Origin of the sequence: Massilia sp. CFBP9012, from assembly GCF_034045115.1 — a bacterium.
GTDB lineage: Bacteria > Pseudomonadota > Gammaproteobacteria > Burkholderiales > Burkholderiaceae_D > Telluria.
Genome location: NZ_JAXCWM010000001.1, coordinates 365832 through 392624, shown reverse-complemented (window position 1 = coordinate 392624; position 26793 = coordinate 365832). Strand labels below are relative to the sequence as shown.

Genomic DNA, 26793 nt, shown 5'->3' with positions numbered 1-26793 from the left:
GACAGTACTCGGCATCGGCCATCGCAAATGCAACAAATAGTTACGGCCGAGAATTTCGCAGTGCAACATTCTGTCCATACGCCTATAATGAAGGGCCACATTCCTTGCGCGAAAGGAAGCCTGGATGTACTTCACTACCGCTGCGGACGAGAAATCCATCCGTAGTCTCCCCCTTCACAAGACGCTGCTGTGCCTGATGTGCGTGGTGCTGCTGGTCGTCAATGGCGTGTTCCTGGCGCGTAACCTCGACGATTTGCGGGCGGCCAATGCCCTGCAAGCGCAGACGGCTCAGGTGTCGGACGAGCTGCAATACCTCAACCTCATCGTCACCGATGCCGAGAGCAGCTTGCGCGGATATTTCTTGTCGGGCGACGAGGTGTATCTCGGCCCATTGCGCAGCGCCTCCCAGCAGATCGACAAGCAGATGCGCTCACTGGATGAGCTGCTACGCGACAATCCTTCCCAGGCAAAGAACCTGCAGCAGTTGCGCACGCTGGTCGACAAAAAATTTGGTCTGCTTCAACAGTCGCTCGAGGTCTACCGAGAGGGTGGACTGAACGATATCGTGGCGATTGCCGCTTCTCCCGACGACCGGGCGCAGATGGACGAAATCCGCCTGCAGGTCGTGATCATGACGCGCGAGCAGAACGAATTGCTCACCACCCGCACCGCCGCGTTCTACCAGCAATACCGGCATGCCGTCGTATTCGGCGTCGGCATCAATGCCGCCGCCATCTTCGTGTTGCTGCTGTTCTACAAGATGATCAAGCGCGCCTTCCGCCTGCGCCTGCTGGCCGAGCGTGCCCTGCAACATACGAACGACGGCCTGGAAGAAATCGTGGCCGAACGCACCGGCCAGTTGTCGGTGCTGTCGCGCCACCTGATCAAGGTGTCGGAAGAAGAAAAATCGCGGCTGGCGCGTGAATTGCACGATGAAATGGGCGCCAACCTGACGGCGATCGGCATGGACCTGTCCACGGTCGCCGAGCACCTGCGCGCCAGCCATCCGGAACTGGCGTCGAAACTGGGACGCGCCAAGCGCACCCTGGTCGACACCGTGCAGCTGAAACGCCGCATCATCGAGAATTTACGGCCGAGCCTGCTCGACAATATGGGACTGTCGGCTGCGCTGCAAAGCTATTGTGCCGACTACGCGCGCATCACCTCGCTCGATTGCGATGCGCTGATCGACGCCGAGGCCGACGCCGCCGGCCCGATGCAGGCGATCGCGCTATTCCGTATCACGCAAGAGGCCTTGAACAATATCGCCAAGTACGCCAAGGCGCACACCGTGATCGTCAACCTGACGCAGGAGCCCGATGGCTGGGGCCTCGAGATCACCGACGACGGCATCGGCATTCCTCCTGACGCGATGGCGAGGTCGAAATCGCATGGTCTGCTTGGCATGCGCGAACGCGCCTTGCTGCTGGGCGGCACCCTGGTGGTCGAGCGTGGTGTGAATGGGGTAGGAACTTGCGTGCGCGCGATGATTCCGGCGGCGGCCCCAGGGGGCAATGAAGAGGCTGGTGCGGCACAGGCCGTTAGTGCAGCTGCGCTTGCCTTGTCTTGCGTACAGGCCGAAGCCGTCTTGCTGGAATCGCCGCCGCCTGATGCAGCGGCGATTCCGGTGTCACGTCATCTCAACGCGCCACATCCATGAGCAGGCGGTCGTATTCCGATTTGGCGACCTTGTAGCATTCGCCCGCATAGTCTTCCAGGCCGGCGCGGTCCAGCACGGTGATATTGCCGCGACGGTACTGGATCAGGCCTTCGTCTTGCAGCTTGCCGGCGGCGGCGGTGATGCTTTCGCGGCGCACGCCCAGCATGATCGAGATCAGTTCTTGCGTGACTTTCAGCTCGTTGCTGGCCGAGCGGTCCAGGCGGTCGAGCAGCCAGCGGCACAGCTTCTGTTCGATCGAGCTGTGACGGCCGCCGACGGCGTTCTGTGCCATCTGGGCGAACAGCGCATTGGTGTAGCGCATCAAGAGCTGGGGCAGGGCGCCGCCGCGGTTGAAGGCGTCGCGCAGGTATTGGGTCTTGAGGCGGTAGCCGTAGCCGGCGCTCTGGACCACGGCGCTGCAGGTGGCGCGCTCACCCATGAACAGCGACACGCCAACCGCGCCTTCATGGCCGACCACCGCGATCTCGGTGGTGGCGCCGTCTTCCATCACATACAGCAGCGACACGATTGCGGTCGTAGGAAAATACACGTATTCCAGTTTGCTGCCATACTCGAACAACTCTTTACCGAACGGCATCGGGACCAGTTCGAGGTGGTCGAACATGTCTTCCAGGTCGGTGCGTGGCAGCGCGGCCAGCAGTTCGTTCTGCTGGGTGCCGCTGTAGCTCACGACCGGTTTCGACGCGGACTTCGTTGCCTCACTCGTGGCAGGGATCTGGTTCTTCGATTTTTGGGTGAGACCACCAAACTGAGTGTTGTTCATCTTATGTCCTCTTATGTCTATCATGCGTCGGGGGCGATTCAGGGAGGCTTGTCTTTCTTACCTCATCGCGATGGGTGTACTTTAAAGCTACCGTCTGTTGCCGCACATAAGACGAGTATCCGCCCCCATGTAGGTTCCAAGCATGATGTCGTGTCAGCCCAGTCCTACTAGAGAAAACCGTGCGTTGGCGCACCTTCCGCCGCAAAGTTTCGTTAAAGAACGCCGAAATGCCGCATAATTCGCCGGCGCCACTATGACGGGCGCATCACGATACGGGGCGAATTGAAGGATATGGGGCTGCGGGTATTGCTGGTGGAAGACGATGCGGTGCTGGCCGACGGCCTGCTGCGCGCCCTGCAGGCGCAGGACATGACGGTCACGCTGGTAGCCGACGGGCTGGCCGCCGACCGCGCGCTGCACGAGCCCGGGATCGAGGTCGCGGTGCTCGACATCGGCCTGCCCGGCATCGACGGCTTCGAGGTGGTGCGGCGCCTGCGCGCGCGCGGCGCGGCCACGCCGGTGCTGTTGCTGACGGCGCGCGACGCGGTCGAAGACCGGGTGCGCGGCCTGGAGACCGGCGCCGACGACTACCTCGTGAAACCCTTCGCCACCGCCGAACTGGTGGCCCGCATCCGCGCGCTGGCGCGGCGCCACGCCCCTGCGTCTCCCCTGATATCGCTCGCCGGCCTGAGCCTGGACCGGGCAACCCGCCGCGCCCGCGTCGCCGGCAATCCGATCGACCTGTCGGTACGCGAGTGGGGCGTGCTCGAATACCTACTGCAGCATGCCGGGCGGGTGGTGTCCAAACAGCAGATCATCGACGCCATCCTGCCCTGGGGCGAGGACGTGACCCAGAACGCGGTCGAGGTCTATGTGTCGCGCCTGCGCCTGAAACTGGACGGCTCGGGCGTGGCGATCCGCACCATCCGCGGCTTCGGCTACCTGCTGGAGGCGGCCGGGTGAAGCTCGACACCATGATCTTCGTGGCATGAGCAGCATCCGGCTGCGCCTGCTCAAGTGGCTGCTGGGCCCGATCCTGCTGGTCAACCTGGTGCTGGCTGCGCTGGTGGCCGGCCTAGCCTGGACTCCGGCCCAGGTCGCCTTCGACGGTGGCTTGCTGGACACCGCCAACGGCCTGGCCGCAAAGCTGGCGGCGGGCGCCGCGCCGCAATTGCCGCCCGCCGCGCCGAATGCCGACCGCAGCTGGTTCGTGGTGCGCGACGGGCACGGCCGCCACCTGGCCGGCGCCGCCGCCTTTCCGACACTGCGGCCCGGCGCCGCGCCCTACGACGCCGAAGTCGACGGCGAGCCGGTGCGCGTGGTTGCCCTGGCGGTTGCGGCGCCCGACGGCGAACGCCAGCTGGGCGTGGCGCGCACCCTGCGCCAGCGGCTCGAGGTACGCTCGGCCATCGTGCGCTCGCTGGTGGTGCTGGTCTCGCTGGTGACACTGACCCTGGCCGGCGTGGTCTGGCTCTCGGTCAGCAATGGTCTGCGCCCGCTGGCGCGCATCCGCGCCGAGCTGGCCGCGCGCGGGCCCGGCGACCTGGCGCCGATCCCCCAGGCCAGCGTGCCCTACGAGATCGCGCCGGTGGTCACCGGCTTCAACGAATTGCTCGACAAGGTCGAAGCCGGCGCGCGCGCCCAGCGCGACTTCCTGGCCGATATGGCGCACCAGCTGCGCACGCCGCTGGCCGGCATGCAGCTGCAGCTCGAGTGGCTGCGAGCGCGCCATGCGCGCGACCCCGACACCGTGCACTCGCTGGGCATGATGGAACTGGCCAACGAGCGCATGATCCGCCAGGTCAACCAGCTGCTGGCGCTGGCGCGCGCGAGGGAAGGGCGGCCCGCCAGCCAGCCAGCGCCGCTCGACCTGGCGACCCTGGTGCAGGAGACGATCCAGTTCTTCGTCGGCCAGGCGGGGGCCAAGGACATCGACCTCGGCTTCGAGCTGGCCCCGGCGCCGGTCGAAGGCGACGCTTTCCAGCTGCGCGACCTGGTCGACAACCTGGTCGACAATGCGCTGCGCTACACGCCGGCCGGGGGACGGGTGACCGTCAGCTGCGCCCATGAGGGCGAGGCCGTGCTGTTCAGGGTCGAGGATTCCGGCCCCGGCATCCCGCCCGCGCGCCGCGCCGCCGTGTTCGAGCGCTATGTGCGCCTGGACGACAAGACCACGGGCAGCGGCCTGGGGTTGGCCATCGTGCGCGATATCGCGCGCGCGCATGGCGCCTCCGTGGTGCTGGACGAGGCCGAGGGCGGCGGTACCCGCGTCACGGTGCGTTTTGCTGCCGGCCTGGCAAGATAAAAAACGACACAGCGTCGTATTTGCGTCGCTGTCAGGGCTTTGTCAGCTTTTCCTCAGGGAAATGACAGGTTCCTGGGATATCATTCTCCATGGCAACATTATTGGCGGAGTGCGTCCGCCTTCCAGGAGAATCCCATGCAGCGCCAGTCCGGCTTCACCCTCGTCGAAATCATGATCGCCGTCGTCATCATCGGCATCCTGACCGCGGTCGCGCTGCCTTCCTACAGCAGCTATGTGATGCGGGCGCGACTGGCCGAGGCGCACAGCACGCTGGCGTCGACCCAGCCCAAGCTCGAGCAGTTCTGGGCCAATACCCGCAGCTATGAGGATTTCAACGACCCGGACCTGGACCCGCAGCTGATGCCGGCCAATACCGACAACTTCGTCTACACCCTTGAAAATGCGAGCGCCACCGGCTACCAACTGGTCGCCACCGGCCGGGCCGCGGCCGCCGACTTCAAGTACACGCTGACCCAGGCCGGCGCCCGCGCCACCACCGGCGCGCCGCAAGGCTGGACCAGGAGCGATAGCTGCTGGGTCGACCGCAAGGACGGCTCGTGCACGCAGTGACGGCGCGACCCGCCCGGCGCCAGTCGGGCTTCACCGCGCTCGAAGCCGTGATCGCGGTGGCCATCCTGGGCATCCTGATGGCGGTCGGCATCCCGCGCATGTCCGGCTGGCTGGCCGCGACCAAGGCCGCCGGCGCCGGCCAGTTCTATGTCGAAGGCTTCACGCTGGCGCGCACCCAGGCCCTGGCCCACAACAGCCACAGCCGGCTGGTCTTCATCGACAACCCTGGCGGCCAACCGGACTGGCGCGTCGATATCTGCTTTCGCGCCACCGGCAATGCCTGCGACGACGCCAGCAACGACTGGTCGACGGCCACCACCGCGGCCACCGCGGCGCCGGGCGAGTCGGCGGCATTCCGCTCGATCCGGCGCAGCGCGGCCAGCTTGCCGCCATCGAGCCTGCTGGCCGTGACGCTGGGGCCCGACGACGATGCCGACGCGGTCTATTTCACGCCGCTGGGCTGGGTCGACGGCGCGATCGCGCCGCGCGTGACTAGGGTCGGCCTGGAGCCGGCCGAAGGCAAGGAAAAAGAGTTCAGGCCATCGGCCGTCATGCTGACGCTGGCCGGGATCGCGGCCACCTGCGTCCCGGAGCTCGGCGACGACGACGGCGGCGATTCGCGCAGGTGTCCCGAATGAGCGCGCGTTTTCAACGCTTTCACCGTATTGCGCGGGGCGTCCAGCGCGGCATCGCCATGATCGAGTCGCTGATCGCGATCCTCATCCTGGGTATCGCCCTGGTGGGCACGCTCGGCCTGCAGGCGCGTTCGGTGGCGGCCTTGTCCGACGCCGGCCTGCGCGCCGAGGCGACCATCGCCGCCAACCAGCTGCTGGGCATCATGAACACTGATATCGCCAACGCCGCCGCCTATGCGGTCGCAAACACCGCCAACCCGGGCCAGCGCCTGGCGCCCTGGTACGCCGGGGTGCGCGAGCGCATCCCGGGCGCCACCATCGAAATCGACGTGACCCCGACCGCGGGCACCACCCGCACCGAAGTCGACATCGTCATCGGCTGGCAGCGCACCACCGACAGCCAGGTCAACACCCACCGCGTCACCTCCTACCTGTCGCCGGCGACATGAACCTCCACCTCACCCGCCGCGCGCGCGGCTTCTCGCTCGTCGAACTGATGGTCAGCGTGGTCATCGGCCTGCTGGCGATCCTGTTTGCGACCCGCATCATGACCGACGGCGAGCGCAACAAGGATGCGGCGATGGGCGGTTCCGACTCGATGCAGAACGGGATGCTGGCCATGTTCCAGATCAGCGCCGATGCCGAGCAGGCGGGCTTCGGCCTGAACGATCCCTTGATTACCGGCTGTAATACCGTGTTCAGCGACAGCCAGGGCTATGCGCTGGCGCCGGCCCTGCGCGACGGTGTGGCCATCAGCCCGCTGGCGGCGGCCGTGATCGAGCCGGGCGGCGAGGGGCCGGACAGGCTGACCCTGTATGCGGGCGGCGCGACCGGCGGCGCGACGACCCTGCGCGTAACCCAGAACTACATCGGCGGCAACACCATCACCGTCGACCGTCTCCCTTGGGGCTATTTCGCTCTGGGCGACGTGATCGTGGTGGCGCCTGAGCAGATGGGCGAGGACTGCGCGATGGCCCAGATCTCGGTCGACCCGTCGACCCAGCCGCCCAGTCCCACCCAGCTGCAATTCGGCTCGGTCGAGCAACGCTTCAACCGCGGCCAGCTCGACGTCCTGTACGACGGCAATACCACCCGCGTGTTCAATCTGGGGCCGGGCGCGCGCCTGGCCTTCCATACCTGGTCGGTCGACAAGGGCTTTCTGCGCCTGCGCGCCACCGACATGGCCGGCGCCGCCGAAGAAACCGGCCAGGCGGTGGCCGACAATATCGTCACGCTCAAGGCGCAGTATGGCTTCGATACCCGCGAGGCCACCGACTTCAAGCCGGGCCTGGGTACGGCGGTCGGCCAGTGGTCGTCCGAGATGATCGATGCCGACGGCGACGGCGTGAATGGCGGGGCGGGCGACTATGGCCGCATCGTGGCGCTGCGCATCGCCGTGGTGGCGCGGGCAAAAAATCCCGAGCGGCCCGTCGCCGGCGCCGACGGCGAAGCCGTGTGCCAGGCCACCGTCGAAGTGGAGAACCAGGAGCCGGTGTACCTGTTCAACCGCGCGCAGCCCGAGGGCGTCGAGGCCGCGCCGGTGAAGGTCGACCTGGCTGTCGAGGGCGACACGGTCGACTGGCAGTGCTATCGCTACCGCGTGTTCGAGACCATCGTCCCGCTGCGCAATGCCGGGTGGAGGAATTGATGCCGATCCCGCACAGGACGCGGAAACAGGGCGGCATCGCGCTGCCGGTCATGCTGATCATGATGCTGGTGATGCTGGTGACCGGCATCTACCTGCTCAAGTCGACCAATTCAACCACGCTCACGGCCGCCAACCTGGCCTACGACGCCTCGCTCAGCCGCGCCGCCGACCTGGGCCTGCACGAAGGCTTCGAGTGGCTCAAGGACAAGGCCGCCACCAGCAAGATCGACCTGGACGGCAATCTGCCGGACGCGGGCTATTCCGCCATCAGGCCGCCCGGGTTGAATATCCGGGACCAAAACCAGTTCTGGGGTAACGCCATGACGGTCGACGGGCCCGGCGAGACCAGCGTCGAATACGTGATCCACCGCATGTGCCGGAGCGAGGGGCCGTATGACGCCAACGATAATGTCTGCGTCCAGACCGCCGCCAATACGGCGGTGCTCGGCACCCCGGTCGCGATCGGCGAGAGCCTGGCCTCGGACGCGCCGAGCTACGCCGGCAGCCCGCAGCTGCATTATGTGATCACCGCCCGCATCAAGGGGGCGCGCGGCGGCACCGTGGTCAACCAGATGGTGGTCCTGATCGGCGTCTGAGACGCTGCAATACTCTGATGGAATGCGCATGAAACGCCTGCTTGCCCTGTTAGTACTGTTGTTCGCGCTCCCGGCCGGGGCCGAGCCGACCGCCATCGCCCAGCTGCCGCTGATGAATATCAGCGGCAGCGGCACCGTCCAGCCGAACCTGATGCTTCTGTACGATAACTCGGGCTCGATGAACTTCAACTACACGCCCGACTACGTCAACCTCAGCAGCACTTGCCGGCTCGGCAACACGATGGATGACGGCACCAATGCCTGCGTGGCCGGCTATCCGCCGTTCGCCAGCGCCGACTTCAACCGGCAGTACTACGACCCTAAAGTGCGCTACATGCCGCCGCTCAAGGCGGACGGCACCTACTACGGCGATCTGGACGCGCGCGCGACGAGCGACTGGAAAGTGGTGCCCAACGACGTGTTCGAGGTCAACCGGACCGACTTGCTGGGTAACCGCAACAGCAGTTCCAGCACCAACCTGGTGACCGGATTCCCCGACCTGAACTGGTGCGTCAGCCGCAACAGCAACTGCGACTACAACCGGACCGGCTACACCTATCCGACCAATCAGCGTCGCTATGGCCAGTATTTCACCGCGAATCCCTATTACTACTCGATCAACGTCGCCGAGTACTGCCTCGACGCCACCCTGACGGATTGCCGCGCGGCGACCGCCAACGGCGGGCCGCCCACCAGCCGTTACACGTTCCCGGCGCGGGTGCGTTTCTGCAACTCGACCAAGCTGACCACTTGCCAGGCCAAGTATGTCGGCGAATATATCTATCCGCGCTTCTCGGGCGGCAACCAGATCGCCCCGTGGTACGGCACCATCAGCATCGGCAGCTCGGCCGGCACCCAGGTTCGCGCGATCGCGAGTGTCACCGCAACCGGTTTGGCGGGAGAGGACGTCATCACCGCGGGCGCTGTCAGCGCCGACACCGGCACCAATAGCGGCGACAAGCAGATCGCGCTGGCGCGCGCGCTGGCCCGCTCGATCATCGACAAGACCGGCCTGGCCAACCAGTTCGCGGCCTGCGTCATGTCGCCCGGCAGCAGCGGCGTGCCTTCGTGCGAATCGCTCGGCATCACGCTGGCCGGGGACAACGTGGTCGGCGTGCTGCCGATCGTCTGCGCGGAAGGCACGACTGGCAAAACGTTCGACAACTGTACCCTGGTGACCGATAACAGCCGCGCCGGCACCAATCTGATGCTGGACACCGGCACCGGCGCCACCGCGTTGCTGCGTATCGGCGGCACCACCCACGCCAGCAGCACACAGGTGATCAGCAATTTCTCGCTGAACCGGACGGCGCTGTTCGCGCGTTCGCTGAGCCTGGACCGTGGCAAGAGCGCGGCCTGGGTCGCGAACCGCATCCGCGACTACATCAACGAATCGGTCGGCAACCGGGGCACCATCCGCGCCTATGTCGGCGGCGATGCCAATTCCTCGCCGTCGTGCCGGCGCGAGCAGAACACCACGCTGTGCGTGATCGACTCGTCCAACAATGCCGACGGGACCAGCGTCAGCTATGACGGCCCGACCAACAATACCTCCAGCGGCCGCACCAACCTGACCCTCACCAAGGTGGCGGCGGTCTCGGACGTGGTGGCCCACAGCACCACCGGCCTGGGCAGCTCGGTATTCGTGCGCACCGATATCGTGCCCACGCGCTCGGTCTATCCGCGCTACCCGAACCGCAGCGACTGCACCGGCGCCTTCTGCACCTATGCCCAGGAGATGACCAACTTCGCCAACTGGTACGGCTACTACAAGACCCGCAACCAGATGATGAAGACCTCGGTCGGCCAGGCATTCGGCCCGATCAACGACAAGTACAATGTCGGCCTGGTGGCGCTGTCGGTGGCTGCCGAGGAGGGCGCCATGAACCCGCCGAAACCCTTCGCCGGCACGGACCGCACCAAGTGGTATGCGGATCTGTACGACATGAACACCTCGGGCGCGACGCCGGTGCGCCTGGCGCTTCATGCGATCGGCAAGATGTACGCCAACAAGGCCCCCTATGAGGTCGAGGGCGATGCGCGGGTCGTGAAGTTCGCCTGCCAGCAGAACTTCACCTTCATCACCACCGACGGCTACTGGAACGGCGGCGCGCCCGGCGGCATCGCCAGCAACGACAACAAGCACGACCCGTCCCGCTTCTGCCTGCAGTCGCAGGGCTGCGTCGACAAGCGCGCCCAAACGACGCCGTCGCTGGCCGACATCGCCCTGTACTGGTACAACGGCGGCTGGGACGGCCGCGATCCCAAGCCGGACATCCCATCCCTGCGTCGCGACCTGGAGGGCAAGGTCGGTGCGGTGCCGGCCGCCGGCGGCGAGAACAACCGCCTGCACATGCGCACCTATGCGCTGGGCCTGGGCGTGGACGGCATCATGAACTACGAGCCGAACTACGACGTGGCGCCGCTGCCCAACGGTGACCTGTACAAGGTGATCAGCGAGGCCAAGGACGGCTGCCCCTGGAACGGCGGCGGGGCCTGGGTCTGGCCCAATCCGGAAACGGGCGTCAACAGCGGTTCGGCCGCCTACCAGTCGCGGGTGGACGACCTGTGGCATGCCGCGATCAACGGCCACGGAAAGTATTTCTCGGCCTCCGATCCGCTGCAGGTGGTCGAGGGCCTGCGTTCGGCGCTGGCCAATATCGAGGTCAAGACCGGCGCCGCCGCGGCCGCCGCGACCTCGACCCCGAACATCTCGCAGAACGACAACGACATCTTCTCGGCCACCTTCACCACCGTGCGCTGGTTCGGCCGCCTGGCCAAGCGCAGCGTCGACGTCGCGACCGGCGAGGTGAGTCCCGCCGAGCTGTGGAACACCTCCGACACCCTCGGCACCAGGGTCGACGCCAGCAGCGACGAGCGCAGGATCTATATGCGCAACCCGGCCAATGGCGCCCGCGCCAACTTCCTGTACGCCGAGATGGACGCCGAACGGGCCTGGTTCGACAACAAGTGCAATGCGCTGACCCAGTGCGCGAGCATGTCGGCCGCCAACCGCCAGATCGTCAACAATGGGGCCAATATCGTCAACTGGCTGCGCGGCCAGCAGCAGCATGCCGACGACACCGTGCTGCGTTCCTATTCCCGCACCACGGTGGGCGAGAACAGCGGCAGCAGCTCGGTGCCGATCGTGCTGGGCGATATCGCCTCGTCCAAGCCGGCCTACCTGCGCGAGCCGCGCCGTAACTTCGACCGCGCCGGCTACAGCGCCTACAAGATCGCCAACGCCAGCCGCGCGGCAACGGTGTTCGCCGCCGCCAACGACGGCATGCTGCACGCGTTCGATGCCGACAGCGGCGAGGAAACCTGGGCCTACGCACCGCGCATCACGATGAAGAAGCTCTACCAGCTGGCCAGCACCACCTATGGCACCAACCACATCTTCTCGGTGGACGGCTCGCCCGAGGTGGCCGACGTCAAGATCGGCGGCGCCTGGAAGACCGTGCTGGTGGCCGGCCTGAATGCGGGCGGTCGCGGCTACTATGCGCTCGACGTCACCAATCCCGACGATCCCCAACCGCTGTGGGAACTGTGCGCCGACAGCGCCGTGTGCGGCGGCATCCACCATGAGCCGCAGATCGGGTACTCGTTCGGCAACCCGCAGTTCGGCACCATCAAGGACGAAGCGAACGGCGAGGAGAAATGGGTGGTGTTCCTGACCTCCGGCTACAACAACATTCCGGGCACGGACGGCGTGGCCGGCGGCGACGGCAAGGGCTATCTGTTCGTGGTCGATATCGCCACTGGCCGCATCCTGCGCAAGATCAGCACCGACGTCGGCAGTGTTGGCACGCCGTCGGGCCTGGCCAAGATCACGGCGATCACGGACGATCCGAACAACGATCCGCTGGTGACCTATGTCTACGGTGGCGACAACACCGGCAAGATGTGGCGTTTCGACTTCACGGTGCCGGGTACCACGACCCGCCTGCTGATGGGCGACGCCGGCGTCGACAAACCGTTCACCACTCGTCCCGAAGTGACCGCCTGCCGGGTGGACAGGCCGGTGCTCGACGAGGATGGTGACGAAGACGAGAGCGGCAAGACCGTGGCCGGCGCCCAGCGCGTGGTGGTGTTCGGCAGCGGACGCCTGCTGGACCTGATCGACGTCGAGAACACCAAGCGGCAAAGCGCCTACGTGCTCAAGGACGGCGGGCAGACCATCGGCGCCGACGGCTGGCCCGGCACGTCCATGGTCAGGCGGCAGCTGGCCCGGATCGAGGAAGAAGGCGGGACGAGCCAGACAGCGGTGCCTTTCAGTATCTCGGGCGACGACGTCGACCTGGCGCGACAGGACGGCTGGTACGTGGACTTCGACCAGAACACGGGCGAGCGGGTCAATCTCGATCCGAAGGTCGTGGCGGGCACCGTCAACGTGGTGACGAACCTGCCGAGTTCCTCGACCGAGTGCTCGGTGGGCGGCACCAGCGTGATGTACCAGCTCAACGTCTGTACCGGCCGCGCCGCTTCGCCGGACGGCATCGCCGGCTATCCGCTGGCGGCATCGGCGGCGGTCGGCTTCATCGTGGTGCGCCTGCCGTCGGGCGCCCTGAAGACGATCACCACCACCGCCGACGGCAGCATGGTGACCGGGCGCTTCCCGCCGTCGGAAACGACCGAGGCGCACCGCGCCGGCTGGCGCCGCGTGCGCGATTAAAGACCCGGGAGGCGTCGCCGCCCGGGCGGCGCCATTCAATTCACACGGGAGAGGGCGGAGACGGTAAAATCGAGGGTTTTCTTACCAGGGCCACACGAAGGGCTCGACTATGGCCAACGACACCGACATCTCCGCCGCGAACGATACTCCCGACGCGGGCGACGACACCTCCAGCACCACCTCCCGCCAGGGCAGCCTGACCGCGCGCGAAGTCGCGCGCCGCCGCACCTTCGGCATCATCTCCCACCCCGACGCGGGTAAAACCACGCTGACCGAAAAGCTGCTGCTGTTCTCGGGCGCGATCCAGCTGGCCGGCACCGTCAAGGGCCGCAAGAGCGGCCGCCACGCGACCTCGGACTGGATGGACATCGAGAAGCAGCGCGGCATCTCGGTCGCGTCCTCGGTGATGCAGTTCGAGTTCCGTGACCACGTGATCAACCTGCTCGACACCCCGGGCCACCAGGACTTCTCGGAAGACACCTACCGCGTGCTGACCGCGGTCGACTCGGCCCTGATGGTGATCGACGCCGCCAAGGGCGTCGAGGCACAGACCATCAAGCTGCTCGACGTCTGCCGCATGCGCGACACCCCGATCGTCACCTTCATGAACAAGATGGACCGCGAGACCCGCGATCCGCTGGAGCTGCTGGACGAAGTCGAGTCGGTGCTCAAGATCGAGTGCGCGCCGGTGACCTGGCCGATCGGCATGGGCAAGAACTTCCGCGGTGTGTACCACCTGCTGAAGGACGAGATCATGCTGTTCAAGGCCGGCGAAGAAAAGGCCGACGGCGCTTTCGAAATCGTCAAGGGCATCGACAATCCGAAGCTGGCCGCGATGTTCCCGCTCGAGATCGAGCAACTGAAGATGGAAGTGGAGCTGGTGCACGGCGCCTCGCACGTGTTCGACCTCGAGCGCTTTTTGTCGGGCGTGCAGACCCCGGTGTTCTTCGGTTCGGCGATCAACAACTTCGGCGTGCGCGAGATCCTGTCGGCGCTGGTCGACTGGGCCCCGGCCCCGCGCGAACGCGACGCCACCGTGCGCGCGGTCGAGCCGACCGAACCCAAGTTCTCGGGCTTCGTGTTCAAGATCCAGGCCAATATGGACCCGGCCCACCGTGACCGAATCGCCTTCCTGCGCGTGTGCTCGGGACGCTTCGAGAAGGGCATGAAGGTCAAGCACCTGCGCCTGGGACGCGAAGTGAAGCTGTCGTCGGTCGTGACCTTCATGGCCTCGAGCCGCGAACAGGTCGAAGAAGCCTACGCCGGCGACATCATCGGTCTGCCGAACCACGGCAATATGCAGATCGGCGACAGCTTCTCGGAAGGCGAGATGCTGACCTTCACCGGCATTCCGTACTTCGCCCCGGACCTGTTCCGCACGGTGCGGATTCGCAACCCATTGAAAGTCAAGCAGCTGCACAAGGGCTTGCAGCAGCTGGGCGAAGAGGGCGCGGTGCAGGTGTTCAAGCCGGTGCTGGGCTCGGACCTGATCCTGGGCGCGGTCGGCGTGCTGCAGTTCGAGGTCGTGGCCAGCCGCCTGCTCAACGAGTATGGCGTGGACGCGGTGTTCGAAAGCAGCAGCATCAGCAGCGCGCGCTGGATTTCGAGCGAGGACAAGAAATCGCTGGCCGATTTCGAGAACCAGCTCGGCCACCAGGTCGCCTACGACGCCGCCGGCAATATGGCCTTCCTGGCGACGTCCGGCGTGAACCTGCGCCTGACCCAGGAGCGCTGGCCCAAGCTGGTGTTCCACGCGACCCGCGAGCACGCGGCCAAGCTGGCATAAGAACCTGTCCCGGTAGGTGGGAGTCGTTCCTGGCGCGCCTGGCAGACGTGTGCTGCGTTGCTCGTCGTTGCATGGCTAGCCATGCGGCCTCCTCGCGCCTTGCTCACGCCCGCCATGCATCGCCATGAACTTCCCCCCACCTACCGGGATAGGTTCTAAGTCCCTGCGACGGCCCGCCGGGCCGTCCTATTCTTCCGAGCCGTCCTGGACCGGATCGATCGCGGCTGCGGCCAGGGTCTGGGTCGCCGCCGCGCCGTCCGCCCCGGTGACGCGCAGCTGCACCGGCATCCAGGCATGCTGCGGCGCCAGCCACAGCTCGACCAGCGGCGCGCCATGCTCTCCGACGCGCGCCAGGCGCACCGTGTCCAGCGGTCCGGCGCCGGTCTCGATTCGTTCCGGACCGAGCACCTGGTAGCGTTCGACGCCGGCGCCGCCCGCGCCGCTGACCCAGAATTCCAGTTCATTTTTCACCTGGCGCGCATCGCCCAGGCCGATGCCGGCCAGTTGCAGCAATAGCGAGGCCGGGTCCTGGCTGCCCGGCGCCAGCTGGTCGGCGCCGCCCTGCGCGCGCGCGATCGTGCCGCCGGCGCGGTCGAAGGTGGTGGTCGCCTGGCCGGTGCCCACGGCGCGGCGCGCGCGGTCCGGCGCGATGCCCGCGTCGTCGACCCGGCCCTCGCTGGACAGCGTTCCCAGCACCCCGTCGAGTTCCACCGTATAGCGGTTGCCGTCGCTGCGCCACGCCATGCTGGCCCGGCCCGCATCCTGCGCCGCGCCGCCGGGTGCGCAGCGCGTGACCGTGTAGTCGATGCGGCCGGAGGGCGGCGGGGTGACGCGGTAGGTGTTGGGCATGCGGGCCGGGGCCACGTCGCCCTCCGGGGCCGGTGGGGGCGGCGCGGCCACCGGGAGCGGCGCCGGCGCCGATACTTCGTCGACCGGGGCATCGATGGCCGGCACCGGCGTGACGTCCTGCATGGCCAGCTCCGGCGCGGGCAGGTCGGGCGCTTGCGGCGCCGGCGCCGGCGCGGCAGGCGGCGCGTCGACCAGGCGCAGCGCCAGCGCCGGGTTGCCGACGATGATGGCCGGCGGCGCGAGGCGCGTGTCGACCCAGGCGATCGCCAGTAGGTGCAGCAGCAGCGAGGCAAGGCCGGCGGGCAGCAGGCGCCGGTAGCGCGCCGGGAAGGCGGAAAATCTCATGGGCGCTAGTGTAGCGCGCCCGTCCGGCAAGAGCTATTCAGAAGCCCAGGCTCAGGTTGGCCTTGACCCGGCTGCTGGAATTGGTCGCATTCTGGAAGCGCTCGGCCGCGTGGCCGTGGTTTTCGTAGGAGCCGTCGATCGTGACCCGCTCGCTGACCCGGTACTGGGCGCCAACACCCGTGTACAAGCCGGTATCGACGCCCTGGATGGCGCCACGGCGGTTCTGGCTGTGCGCCACGCCCAGCTTGCCGTAGGCCGACAGGCGCTCACCGAGCGGCTGCGTGACCTTGACGGCCGCGTGCAGGTTGAAGCCGCGCAGGCCGATCGCGCCGGTGGTGTCTTCGGGATCGCGTTCGTTCACCGGGCGAAATCCCTGGTCGAGCAGGTTGACGTAGCCGGCCTCGAAGGCCAGCGCCGGCGTCACCGCGACGCCCATCAGCAGCCTGGGATCGGTCTTGAACAGGCCGCCGAACAGGCGGTCGTTGGGATTGGCGTTCAGGTTCCCGCCATACACGTGGGGGAAGGCCTGGCCCGCCGGATCGCGCGGGGCCGAGAATACGCTGCGTGCGCGGGTGTCGGCCAGTTCCACCGGTGCGGCAATCGGTTCCGTCAGTTGCGCCTGCGCCGGCGCGCCGGTGGCGACGGCTGCCGCCAGCAGGAGGACTGGTCGTTTCATGTCGCGTCCTTTCAGAAGCCCATTTTGAGGTTGCCCTGGACGCCGTCGCGTACGCGGTCGAACTTCTTGGCGGCGTCGCCATGGCGCACGTAGTCGCCGCTCACGGTGGTGCGCTTGTCGACCTTGTAGCTGGCGCCGGCGCCGGTGTACAGGCCGGTATCGGATCCGGACACGCCTGTTTCCTTCTTTTTTTCAGTATAGGCGATGCCGGCCTTGCCGTAGGCCGACAGGCGGTCGCCAGCCGGTAGCGAATATTTGGCGGCCAGGTGGTTGCTGGAACCTTTTTCTCCCAGCGGGATCGAGGTGTCGGCGGGCTTGCCCGGCTCGACCTGGTGCAAACCCTTGTCCGGCAGGTTGAGGTAGCCGCCCTCGATGGCGACGTTGGGCGCCACCTCGACGCCGCTGACCAGGCGTGGATCGCGCCGCATGCCGGTGAACACGTGGTCATTTGGCAGGGCTGCCACGTTGCCGCCGTACACGCGCGGATAGGGCTGGTGGCTGCCGGCAAACGGATCGGGCGCGGCGGGCTGGCTGCGCTCGAGCTGGGCCGCCTCTGGCGGCGCCGGGTCGGGCAGCAGCTGGGCCTGGGTCCGGGTATGGACGCCGGCAGCGGCCAGGCATCCAAGCGTCAATACGAAGGCGCGAGCTTTCATCGGTTTTTCCTTGATCGGGTCTCGTGCAAGCATAGCGCGTTCAAGGGCGCTGTGCTCATGCGCGGCGCATGCCTTGGTAAGCAGTTGTTACCGGTATGCATATACTGACGACCGTGCCGGCCGCCGTGCTGTCGATCTCGAGGACGCCGCCGGCCAGGCGCGCCGCCTCGCGCATGCCGGGCAAACCCCAGTGGTCCTGGCGCGCGCCGCTGGCCAGGATCTCGGGCGCGATGCCCTCGCCGTCGTCGCTCACCGCCAGCCGCAGCTTGCCGGCGCGGTAGTCGAGCGCCAGCGTGACCTGGCTGGCGCGGGCATGGTGGAAGGCGTTGGACAGGGCTTCGCGACCGATCGTGAACAGTTCGTCCTCGATCTCGGGATCGAGGGCCAGCTCCCGGCCGGCTTGCCGCTCCACGAAGGTGACGCCGCTTGCCGCCGCCAGTTCGCGGCCGGCATCGGCCAGCGCCCGCGCGAGACTGCCGTGGCGCATGCCCGGCACCCGCAACTGGCGCACCTGCTGGCGGCCTTCCTCGATCACGTACTCGGCGCGGCCCAGCACGTCCTCGACCTCGGCCCGCATCCCGCTGTCGGCCGGCAGCCTGCCCATCAGCACGTGCATGCGCAGCACCAGCGCCTGCACGCTCTGCAGGAAGGTGTCGTGCAGGGTGCGCGCAATGCGCTCGCGTTCGCGGGTACGCACCAGCATCTTCTCGCGCAGCCGCGCCGCCAGGCGCGCCAGGCGCCAGCGGTGCAGCAGCCAGGCCGCAGCCAGCAGGGCCAGGGCGCACGCCAGGCGGAACCACAGGGTCTGGGTCCAGGCGGCGTCGATGCGCAGCGCCGCCCGCGCCGGCTGCGGACTCCAGACGCCATCCTCGTTGGCGGCGACCACCTCGAACAGGTAGTCGCCCGGCGCCAGGTTGGTGTACACCGCCTGGCGCGGCCCGCTCGTTTCGCGCCAGTCCAGGTCCTGGCCGGTGAGCCGGTAACGGAAGCGCACGCGTTCCGGCATCGACAGCGCGGTGGCGGTGAAGTCGATTTCGAGCCGGGTGGTGCGCGCCGGCAGCACCAGGCCGGCGGCAGGCGCATGACTGCCCTGGTCGGTGCGGATCGCGGTCACCATGACCGTCGGCGGGCGCGGATTGCGCGGGATCCTGGCGGGGTCGATGTGGCCCACGATGCTGGAGGTGGCGAACCACAGGCGACCGTCGCCGGTCTGGACCAGCGAGGGCAGGGGCTGCATCTGGGCCGGCATGCCGCGGTGACCGTCCAGGTGGTCGAAGCGCTCGGCCGCCACGCCGGCGCCGGGCGACTCCAGCGCCTGCGCCAGGTCGGCGGCTTTGACGCGGGCCAGGCCGCCGGTGTCGTGCAGCCACAGCTCGCCGTCGGCGCGCTCGACGATGCCGGAGACGCCGCGGAATCCCCGGCCGCCGCGCTCGTCGAGCGTCACGAAGCGCTCGCCGTCAAACCAGGCCAGGCCGCGGTCGCCGCCGATCCAGGCCCCGGCGCGGCCGGGCACGATGGCCAGCGCGTTGCCGACCGCCAGGCCCTGTTGCGGCCCGTAGTGGCGCAGCGTTTCTCCATCGAGGATGGCGATGTGGTTGTCGGTGTAGCCGAACCAGGTCCGGCCCTGGCGGTCGGTCGCCAGCGTGACTGCGGTAGGACCGGCCAGCGCCGCGCGCCCGCCGCCCTTGTGCCAGGCGCCGTCGCGAAAGGTATGCACGCCGTGGCCGATCACCGACACCCATAGCGCGCCGCCGGCGCCGGTCGTCATCGCCTGCACGTTGCGTCCGGTCAGCCCGGCCGGCAGCGGCCAGCGGCGGCTGGTCCCGTCGCGCACCCGCCACAGGCTGGCGTCGTTGCCGAACCAGAGGGCGCCGTCGGGCGCGCGGTGGCTGGCGCTGACGTCCATGATCGCCGTGCTGCGCCGGCTGCCGTCCGGCGCGAGCACGAAACTGGCGAAATCGAAGGCGCCGCTGCGATCGGAATTGCCGATCCAGACCGCGCCGCCGTCGCCGGGCGTGACGCTGAGCGCGGGAACGAAGCCCGGCGGCAGCGCGACGGTCTGCAGGCGGGCCTGGCGCACCCGGTCGACGCCGTTCGCCGTGGTGAACCAGAGATTGCCTTCGCGGTCGTGCAGGGTGGCGTTGAAGATGCCATCGGTGAAGCCGGCGGCCGTCGAGAACTGGCGCACCAGCTTGCCCCCGCCATCGAGCAGCTGCACCGCATCGCCAGTGGCGACCCACAAGCCGCCGCGCGCATCGCCTTCGTAGCCGAGCAGTGGCGCGCCGCCATTGTGCAGCGCCAGCGGCGCGGTCGCGCCGCTGGCGGGATCGAACAGCCGCAGGCCGCGCTCCCGGGTCTTGATCACCACCTTGCCGTCGGGCCGCGGGTAGCCGCTTCCCAGCTGCGGCTGGTCGAGTACCTTGACGAAGCGGCGTTCGCCGGCGGCGGAACCGGGCGCGCCGCGGTAGATCGCGTCTGCGCAGTAGACCAGCAGGCTGCCGTCTGTGAGCACGCTGAAGCCGTGCGGCCGGCCGTTCGGCAGGCCGGCGGACGGTCCCACCTCGCGCCAGCGCTCTCCCTCGAGCCGGTGCATGCCGGTGCCGCTCGAGGCCCACATGACGCCGTCGGGCGTGCGCGCGAAACGGAACACCGTGGTGGGCGGCGAATCCTCGCCGACGTAGTGATGGACGGCGCCGCGTTCGAAGCGGCTGATGTCGCCGAACTGGTAGCTGACCCAGATTGCGTCGCCATCGGCGGCCACCGCCATCGTCAGCGGCGAGCGCAGCTTGTGGCCGAAGACCTCGTCGGTGCGCACGAAGCGCGCGCCGTCGAAGCTGTACAGGCCATCGGTGGCGGCGAACCACAGCATGCCGGAGGCATCCTGGGTCAAGGAATACACCGCGGACGGGGCGCCGTCCTGGCGCGTCCATGAGGTGTGCTGCAGGTCGCTGGTCCAGGGCGGCAGCGGGGCGGCGCCGGCCCGGCCGCACAGGGAGAAGGCCAGGATGGCGAACAGGAGGCAATGCAGGAAGCGTGCACAGGGCAGGCGCATGGGTGGTTTTCCGTGTGGTTCGTTCTATTTGTCGGACGGATTCTTGCTCAAAACTCCCCTCCACGGCAAGTCACCGCCTCCGCCGTCTGCCGACATGGCTCTTGCGCCGCGACAAGTGCGGCGTCCGCCTGCGGCGTACATTGTTGTATGCGCTGAGGAAATAATGGACCACGACGAGAGGACGCCATGACCACGCCGCCCGCCGACCGCGTTCCCGGGTTCTCCATGCTGTCCCCCCTGCTGTCCCGGCTGAAAGTCGGCCCCAAGCTCCTGCTCGCTCCCGGCGCCGTCCTGATCCTGCTGCTCCTGCTGTCGTGGGTGGCGTATTACGCGATGGTGCGCCAGAACGATTCGCTCGAGTCGATCGTCGGCCAGCGCGCGGCCAGCATGCGCGCCGCCAGCAGCCTGGCGGCGCAGTCGCAGAAGGCGCACGCCGACATCTATCGCCTGCTGAGCTGGATGGGCGGCAGCTTCCCGGTGGCGCGCACCGAGCCGCTGCGCCAGGACATCCTGGCCCAGCACCGGCGCATCGCGGCCGGCCTGGAGACATTGGGCCAGATGACCTTGACCGAGGCCGAAGACCGCCACGTGGAGCAGGCCGGGGCGGCCCATCTGCGCTACGCCGTGGCGGTGCGCGAGGTGATCGAACTGGCGCCGCTGGACGGCTCGATCAGCGCCAACGCCATGCAGAAGGCCGAGAGCGCGTTCGCGCTGGTGGCGCAGCGCCTGGCCGACCTGGGTGCGCTCGAAGAAGCGCTGTCGCGCGAAGCCTCCAGCAGCGCGAAGGCCGACTTCCGCATGATCTCGGTCCTGATGCCGGCCGTGGTGCTGCTGGCGATCGGGCTGTCGCTGGCGATCACCTTCGCGGTGCGCCGCATCCTGCTGGACGAGATCCGCGGCATCGGGCGGGCCGCCAGCGGCCTGGCCAGCGGCGACCTGACATTGCGAGCGCATCTCGACCACGATTACGGCGGCGACGAGATCGCCGACACCTCGCGCCAGCTGGACGCCAGCATCCGCAACCTGAACGGCACCCTGCGTTCGATCCTGGAATCGGCGCGCCTGATCGGCGCCGCCTCGCGCGACATCAAGCTCGGTAGCCTGAGCCTGGGCAGCCGCGCCGTGTTCCGCGCCAGCGCACTGGCCCAAACCGAAGGCGCGCTGCGCGAGCTGGCGGCCGATGTCCAGCTGGGCGCCGACCAGGCGCGCGCCGCCAACCGCCTGGCCGCCGGCGTCGGCGAGGTGGCGCACGAAGGCAGCGACGTGGTCGAACGGCTGGTGGCGACGCTCGAGGGCAGCCGCCGCGGCGCGCAACGGGTGGTCGAGATCGTCGACGGGCTGGATCTAGCGGCGAGCGAGACCGGCACGCTGGCCCTGAATGCGGCGCTGGACGCGGCGCGCGCAAATATGGATGCAGGCGTGGATGTCGGCATGGATGCCGGTGCGCAGTCGCCTGCGATAGCCGCGGTGGCCGGCGAGGTGCGGGCGTTGGCGCGCCGGGTGGCCGCCGCCAGCCGCGAGATCCGCGCGGTGGCGGCGCAGTCGCTGGCCGAGATCGACGGCGGCGCGGCCTGGGCCCTGCACGCCGGCAGCAGCATGGAGCGCATCGCCGGCACGGTGCGCGAGGTGGAGCACCTCGCCGGGCGCATCGGCGCGGCCGGCGAAGGCCAGGCCACGCAGCTGGCCGACGTGGGCCAGGCGATCGTGCAGATGGACCAGGTGACGCGCCAGAATTGCACGCTGGTGGAAGAAGCGGCGAGCGCGGCGCGCACCCTGCAGATGCAGGCGCTGGCGCTGTCGCGCGCTGTGGCGGGGTTCAGGCTGGAAGAAGAGGGGACGCGGGAGGCGGCCCCGTACGCGGAAAACGCGGGCCGGAAAGACGACGGCGGCGTTGCCCCGTCCAAGCCCGGAGAGCCGGCGCGCGAACGCCGGGGGGCTGGCAGGGAACGCCGCCGTCAACAGGCGTCGCACTTGCGGCTCGCGTCGAGCCGCAAGTGATTACCCGTTGCGATTACTCGTAATCGCTGATCGGCGCGCAGCCGCAGAACAGGTTGCGGTCGCCGTACACATTGTCGGCGCGGCCGACCGGCGGCCAGTACTTCTTCTTGCGCAGGCTGGCGACCGGGAAGGCAGCCACTTCACGGGTGTAGCCGTGAGCCCAGGCGTCAGAAGTGACGACTTCGGCGGTGTGCGGCGCGCCCTTGAGCGGGTTGTCCATGCGGTCGTACTCGCCCCGCTCGACCTTGACGATCTCGGCGTGGATGGTGATCATCGCTTCGATGAAGCGGTCGATCTCGGCCTTCGATTCCGACTCGGTCGGCTCGATCATCAAGGTGCCCGGCACCGGGAAGCTCATGGTCGGGGCGTGGAAGCCGAAGTCCATCAGGCGCTTGGCCACGTCTTCGTTGCTGATGCCGGTCTGGTCCTGCAGCGGACGCAGGTCGATGATGCACTCGTGCGCGACCAGGCCGTCGTGGCCCGCGTACAGCACCGGGTAGTGCGGCGCCAGGCGGCGCGCGATGTAGTTGGCGTTTAGGATCGCCACTTCGGTCGCGCTGGTCAGGCCTTCGGCGCCCATCATCGCGATGTACATCCACGAGATCGGCAGGATCGAGGCCGAGCCGAAGGCGGCGGCGCTGACGGCGCCGATGCCATTCTCGTCACGCACATAACCGGTGGAGAGCTGGTTCGGCAGGAACTTGGCCAGGTGGGCGCCGACGCCGATTGGGCCGACGCCAGGGCCGCCGCCGCCGTGCGGGATGCAGAAGGTCTTGTGCAGGTTCAGGTGGCTGACGTCGCCGCCGAAGGCGCCCGGCGCGGCCAGGCCGACCAGCGCGTTCATATTGGCGCCGTCGACGTAGACCTGGCCGCCGTGGGCGTGCACGATCTCGCACAGTTCCTTGATGCCCTCTTCGAACACGCCGTGGGTCGACGGGTAGGTGACCATCACGCAGGCCAGGTCGCGGCTGTACTGCTCGGCCTTGGCCTTCAGGTCGGCCAGGTCGACGTTGCCGTTGTCGTCGCAGGCAGTGACGACGACCTTCATGCCGACCATGCTGGCCGAGGCCGGGTTGGTGCCGTGGGCCGACGATGGGATCAGGCACACATTGCGGTGGCCTTCGCCGCGCGCTTCATGGTACTTCTGGATCACCAGCAGGCCCGCGTACTCGCCCTGCGAGCCGGCGTTCGGCTGCAGCGAGATGGCGGCGTAGCCGGTGGCCGCGCACAGCATGGCTTCGAGCTGGGCGATCATCTCGCGGTAGCCGACGGTCTGCTCGTTCGGCGCCAGCGGGTGGACGTTCGAGAACTCGGGCCAGGTGACCGGCACCATCTCGGCGGTGGCGTTGAGCTTCATGGTGCACGAGCCGAGCGGGATCATGGTGCGGTCCAGCGCCAGGTCCTTGTCGGCCAGCGCGCGCAGGTAGCGCAGCATCTCGTGCTCGGCGTGGTAGCGGTTGAAGGTCGGGTGGGTCAGGTAGGCGCTGGTGCGGGCCAGGGCGGCCGGGAAGGCGTCGGCGACGCCGGCGTCCAGCTGGTCCAGGTCAACGCTTTTGCCGTTTCCATTGCCATTGCCGAACACCGCGAACAGGCTGGCCAGGTCATCGCGGGTGACGGTTTCGTCGAGCGAGATGCCGACGGTAGCGGCGTCGATCTGGCGCAGGTTCAGGCCGCGCGCATTGGCTTGCTGGTGGATCGCGGCCGCATCCTGCACGCGCACGGTGACGGTGTCGAAGAAGGTCTTGTTGGCCAGCTCGAAGCCCAGCTGCTGCAGGCCGGCGGCCAGGATGGTGGTCTGGCGGTGCACGCGGCGCGCGATGCGGGCCAGGCCTTGCGGGCCGTGGTAGACCGCGTACATGCCGGCCATCACGGCCAGCAGCACCTGCGCGGTGCAGATGTTCGAGGTCGCCTTTTCGCGGCGGATGTGCTGTTCGCGGGTCTGCAGCGCCAGGCGGTAGGCCGGGTTGCCCTGGGCGTCGACGGTGACGCCGACCAGGCGGCCCGACATGCTGCGCTTGAATTCGTCGCGGGTGGCCAGGTAGCCGGCGTGCGGGCCGCCGAAACCGAGCGGCACGCCGAAGCGCTGGCTGTTGCCGACCACGACGTCGGCGCCCCATTCGCCCGGCGGGCTCAAGACGGTCAGGGCCAGCAGGTCGGCGGCCACGATCACCATCGCACCGGCGGCATGCAGGTGCTCGACGGCGGCGCGGTAGTCGCGCACTTCGCCATCCACGCCCGGGTATTGCAGCAGCACGCCGAAGCAGGTCTCTTCGAGTTTTTCGATGTCGGCCGGGGCGATGGTGCGCACTTCGACGCCGATCGGCTCGGCGCGGGTCTCGATGATCTCGCGGGTCTGCGGCAGCACGTCGTCGGCCACGTAGAACACTTTCGAGGCCGACTTGCCGACACGCTGGATCAGCGTCATCGCTTCGGCGGCGGCGGTGCCTTCGTCGAGCATCGACGAGTTGGCAATGCCCATGCCGGTCAGGTCGGTGATCGCCTGCTGGAAGTTCAGGATGGCTTCCAGGCGGCCCTGCGAGATCTCTGGCTGGTAAGGGGTGTAGGCGGTGTACCAGGCCGGGTTTTCGAAGATGTTGCGCAGGATGACTTTCGGCGTGTGGGTGCCGTAGTAGCCCTGGCCGATCAGCGATTTCAGGACCTTGTTCTTCGAGGCCAGGCTTTTCAGGAGCGCCAGTGCTTCTTCTTCGGACCGCGGCTCGGCGAACTGGCCCAGGTCCAGCTTGTCCTTGCGGCGGATGTTGGCCGGGACCACGGCGTCGATCAGGGCGGCGCGGGTAGCGTAGCCGAGGGTCGACAGCATGGCTGCCTGTTCGGATTCGGACGGGCCGATGTGGCGCGGGATGAACGAATCGCGTGCTTCAAGTTGGGTGAGGCTGGAGCGGGTCATGGTAAGAAGAGGTCTGGCGCCAATGCTGGCTGGATCAAGGAGGGGTACTCAGGGTGGTGCGCCCGGGGACGGGCGCACCTTGGACCATCAGTGGTCGGTGGTCTTGCCGTAGGCGTCGGCGTCGAGCAGCTTGTCGTAGGCGGCGGCGTCGCTCGGGGCCAGCTTGAACAGCCAGGCGCCATAGGCATCCTGGTTGATCGAGTCGGGCGCGTCGGCGACCGGCTGGTTGACGGCGGTGACGGTGCCCGAGACCGGCGCATAGATGTCGCTGGCGGCCTTGACCGATTCCACCACGGCGGCATCCATGCCCGCGGTGAATGCCTTGCCGACCTGCGGCAGTTCGACGAACACGATGTCGCCCAGCGCGTCCTGCGCGTATTCGGTGATGCCCACGGTCAGGCTGCCGTCTTCTTCGCGGCGCACCCATTCATGGGATTCGGTGTATTTCAGGTCGGTAGGGATGTTCATGGAAACTCCTGATGATGGTGGGGTTATTAGTATACGTGTTTGTTATTGCGCGGCGGCGATCAGGCGGCCAGCACTTTGCCGTTGCGCACGAACGGGAGCTTGACCACGCTCGCGGCCAGGTGCTTGTCGCGAATGATCACGTGCACGGTGTCGCCGACGGCGACGTCCATCGGCACGCGCGCCAGGGCGATCGCCTGCTGCATGGACGGGCTGAAGGTGCCGCTGGTGATCTCGCCCGCGTTGCCCGATGCGGCCACGACTTTCTGGTGGGCGCGCAGGATGCCGCCTTTTTCGCGCAGGATCAGGCCGACGAACTGCGCCTGTTGACCCTTGGCCTGCAGCGCCGCCTTGCCGATGAAGTCGCGTTCGGACACCAGGTCGATGGTCCAGGCCAGGCCAGCGTCGAGCGGGTTGGTCGTTTCGTCCATGTCCTGGCCGTACAGGTTCATGCCGGCTTCCAGGCGCAGGGTATCGCGCGCGCCGAGGCCGGCCGGCTTGACACCGGCGGCGAGCAGGGCATTCCACAGCGCTTCGGCCTGGCCTGCGGGCACGCCGATCTCGAAGCCGTCTTCGCCGGTATAGCCGGTGCGGGCGACCATGGCTTCGCCGAAGGCGGTGTCGCCGACGATGGCGGCGTTGAAGGGCTTGAGGTTTTCGGTGGCGGCCTGGGTGGTCGGCAGCACCTGCCACACCTTGGCGCGGGCGTTCGGGCCCTGGACAGCGATGAGGGCGATCGGGTCGTTGCCGTCGCGGCGCTGGGTGATGCTCACGCCGCTATTGGTTGCGGCATTCTGCTCGTTCATCCAGGCCACGTCCTTGTCGGCGGTGCCGGCGTTGACGACGATGCGGAACCAGTCCTCGGCAAAGAAATAGACGATCAGGTCGTCAATGACGCCGCCTTCGGGATTGAGCATGCACGAGTACAGGGCCTTGCCCGGCGCCTGCAGCTTGTCGACGTTATTGGCCAGCAGGCCGCGCAGGAAGGCGCGCGTGTTGGCGCCCTTGACGTCCACGACGCACATATGGGACACATCGAACATGCCGGCGTCGCTGCGCACCGCATTGTGCTCTTCGATTTGCGAACCGTAATTGACGGGCATATCCCAGCCGCCGAAATCGACCATCTTGGCGCCGACGGCACGGTGAGCGGAATTGAGCGGGGTCGCTTTGAGCGTCATGGAATCC

19 protein-coding genes are annotated in these 26793 nt (G+C 67.8%); 11 read left to right on the top strand and 8 right to left on the bottom strand.

Annotated elements, in window-relative coordinates; genetic code table 11:
- The first annotated feature begins 124 nt into the window (after window positions 1-124).
- On the top strand, window positions 125-1660 hold the full coding sequence (locus tag SOM61_RS01495; RefSeq protein WP_320472438.1) for a CHASE3 domain-containing protein: 1536 nt from the start codon (window positions 125-127) through the stop codon (window positions 1658-1660).
- Here SOM61_RS01495 and SOM61_RS01490 read toward each other — a convergent pair.
- Window positions 1641-2444, bottom strand: a complete 804-nt coding sequence (locus SOM61_RS01490) for a Crp/Fnr family transcriptional regulator (RefSeq protein WP_320472437.1) — start codon at window positions 2442-2444, stop codon at window positions 1641-1643. The genes SOM61_RS01495 and SOM61_RS01490 overlap by 20 nt on opposite strands.
- A gap of 291 nt (window positions 2445-2735) precedes the next feature.
- Here SOM61_RS01490 and SOM61_RS01485 point away from each other — a divergent pair, with 291 nt between their 5' ends.
- From SOM61_RS01485 to SOM61_RS01445, 9 genes are all read left to right on the top strand, one after another.
- Window positions 2736-3407, top strand: a complete 672-nt coding sequence (locus tag SOM61_RS01485; RefSeq protein ID WP_320472436.1) for a response regulator transcription factor — start codon at window positions 2736-2738, stop codon at window positions 3405-3407.
- A gap of 25 nt (window positions 3408-3432) precedes the next feature.
- A complete protein-coding gene (locus SOM61_RS01480; protein WP_320472435.1) occupies window positions 3433-4749 on the top strand; it encodes a sensor histidine kinase in 1317 nt (438 codons plus the stop codon).
- Window positions 4750-4884: 135 nt separating this feature from the next.
- Window positions 4885-5319: a type IV pilin protein gene (locus tag SOM61_RS01475; RefSeq protein ID WP_320472434.1), complete on the top strand. Its 435-nt coding sequence runs from the start codon at window positions 4885-4887 to the stop codon at window positions 5317-5319.
- The gene (locus tag SOM61_RS01470) at window positions 5307-5957 is read left to right on the top strand and encodes a pilus assembly FimT family protein (protein WP_320472433.1); all 651 of its coding nucleotides are present in this window, start codon (window positions 5307-5309) and stop codon (window positions 5955-5957) included. The genes SOM61_RS01475 and SOM61_RS01470 overlap by 13 nt, the downstream gene beginning before the upstream one ends.
- A complete protein-coding gene (locus SOM61_RS01465; protein ID WP_320472432.1) occupies window positions 5954-6403 on the top strand; it encodes a type IV pilus modification PilV family protein in 450 nt (149 codons plus the stop codon). Before SOM61_RS01470 ends, SOM61_RS01465 begins: the two co-directional genes overlap by 4 nt.
- On the top strand, window positions 6400-7602 hold the full coding sequence (locus SOM61_RS01460; RefSeq protein ID WP_320472431.1) for a PilW family protein: 1203 nt from the start codon (window positions 6400-6402) through the stop codon (window positions 7600-7602). Before SOM61_RS01465 ends, SOM61_RS01460 begins: the two co-directional genes overlap by 4 nt.
- The gene (locus SOM61_RS01455; RefSeq protein ID WP_320472430.1) at window positions 7602-8198 is read left to right on the top strand and encodes a pilus assembly PilX family protein; all 597 of its coding nucleotides are present in this window, start codon (window positions 7602-7604) and stop codon (window positions 8196-8198) included. Before SOM61_RS01460 ends, SOM61_RS01455 begins: the two co-directional genes overlap by 1 nt.
- Window positions 8199-8226: 28 nt before the next feature.
- Window positions 8227-12873, top strand: a complete 4647-nt coding sequence (locus SOM61_RS01450; RefSeq protein WP_320472429.1) for a pilus assembly protein — start codon at window positions 8227-8229, stop codon at window positions 12871-12873.
- Window positions 12874-12982: 109 nt separating this feature from the next.
- On the top strand, window positions 12983-14659 hold the full coding sequence (locus tag SOM61_RS01445) for a peptide chain release factor 3 (RefSeq protein ID WP_320472428.1): 1677 nt from the start codon (window positions 12983-12985) through the stop codon (window positions 14657-14659).
- Between the two features lie 186 nt (window positions 14660-14845).
- Here SOM61_RS01445 and SOM61_RS01440 read toward each other — a convergent pair whose 3' ends face one another.
- The 4 genes from SOM61_RS01440 to SOM61_RS01425 are packed head-to-tail and all read right to left on the bottom strand — an operon-like array spanning window position 14846 to window position 20234.
- A complete protein-coding gene (locus tag SOM61_RS01440) occupies window positions 14846-15853 on the bottom strand; it encodes a DUF3108 domain-containing protein (protein ID WP_320472427.1) in 1008 nt (335 codons plus the stop codon).
- Window positions 15854-15890: 37 nt separating this feature from the next.
- Window positions 15891-16529 (bottom strand): outer membrane beta-barrel protein, encoded by a 639-nt coding sequence (locus SOM61_RS01435; RefSeq protein ID WP_320472426.1) that lies wholly within the window; start codon window positions 16527-16529, stop codon window positions 15891-15893.
- 11 nt (window positions 16530-16540) lie between these two features.
- A complete protein-coding gene (locus SOM61_RS01430; protein WP_320472425.1) occupies window positions 16541-17182 on the bottom strand; it encodes an outer membrane beta-barrel protein in 642 nt (213 codons plus the stop codon).
- A 55-nt stretch (window positions 17183-17237) separates the two neighbouring features.
- Entirely contained in the window at window positions 17238-20234 is a 2997-nt protein-coding gene (locus SOM61_RS01425) for a sensor histidine kinase (protein WP_320472424.1), read from the bottom strand.
- A gap of 186 nt (window positions 20235-20420) precedes the next feature.
- Here SOM61_RS01425 and SOM61_RS01420 point away from each other — a divergent pair, with 186 nt between their 5' ends.
- Window positions 20421-22232: a methyl-accepting chemotaxis protein gene (locus tag SOM61_RS01420; protein WP_320472423.1), complete on the top strand. Its 1812-nt coding sequence runs from the start codon at window positions 20421-20423 to the stop codon at window positions 22230-22232.
- 13 nt (window positions 22233-22245) lie between these two features.
- On the opposite strand, the gene gcvP is transcribed toward SOM61_RS01420, so the two are convergent.
- The 3 genes from gcvP to gcvT form a co-directional block, all read right to left on the bottom strand.
- Complete coding sequence (gene gcvP / locus SOM61_RS01415; protein ID WP_320472422.1) at window positions 22246-25140, bottom strand: aminomethyl-transferring glycine dehydrogenase; 2895 nt, start codon at window positions 25138-25140, stop codon at window positions 22246-22248.
- An 87-nt stretch (window positions 25141-25227) separates the two neighbouring features.
- Window positions 25228-25608: a glycine cleavage system protein GcvH gene (gcvH, locus tag SOM61_RS01410; protein ID WP_320472421.1), complete on the bottom strand. Its 381-nt coding sequence runs from the start codon at window positions 25606-25608 to the stop codon at window positions 25228-25230.
- A 59-nt stretch (window positions 25609-25667) separates the two neighbouring features.
- Window positions 25668-26786, bottom strand: a complete 1119-nt coding sequence (gene gcvT / locus SOM61_RS01405) for a glycine cleavage system aminomethyltransferase GcvT (protein WP_320472420.1) — start codon at window positions 26784-26786, stop codon at window positions 25668-25670.
- Window positions 26787-26793 lie beyond the last annotated feature (7 nt).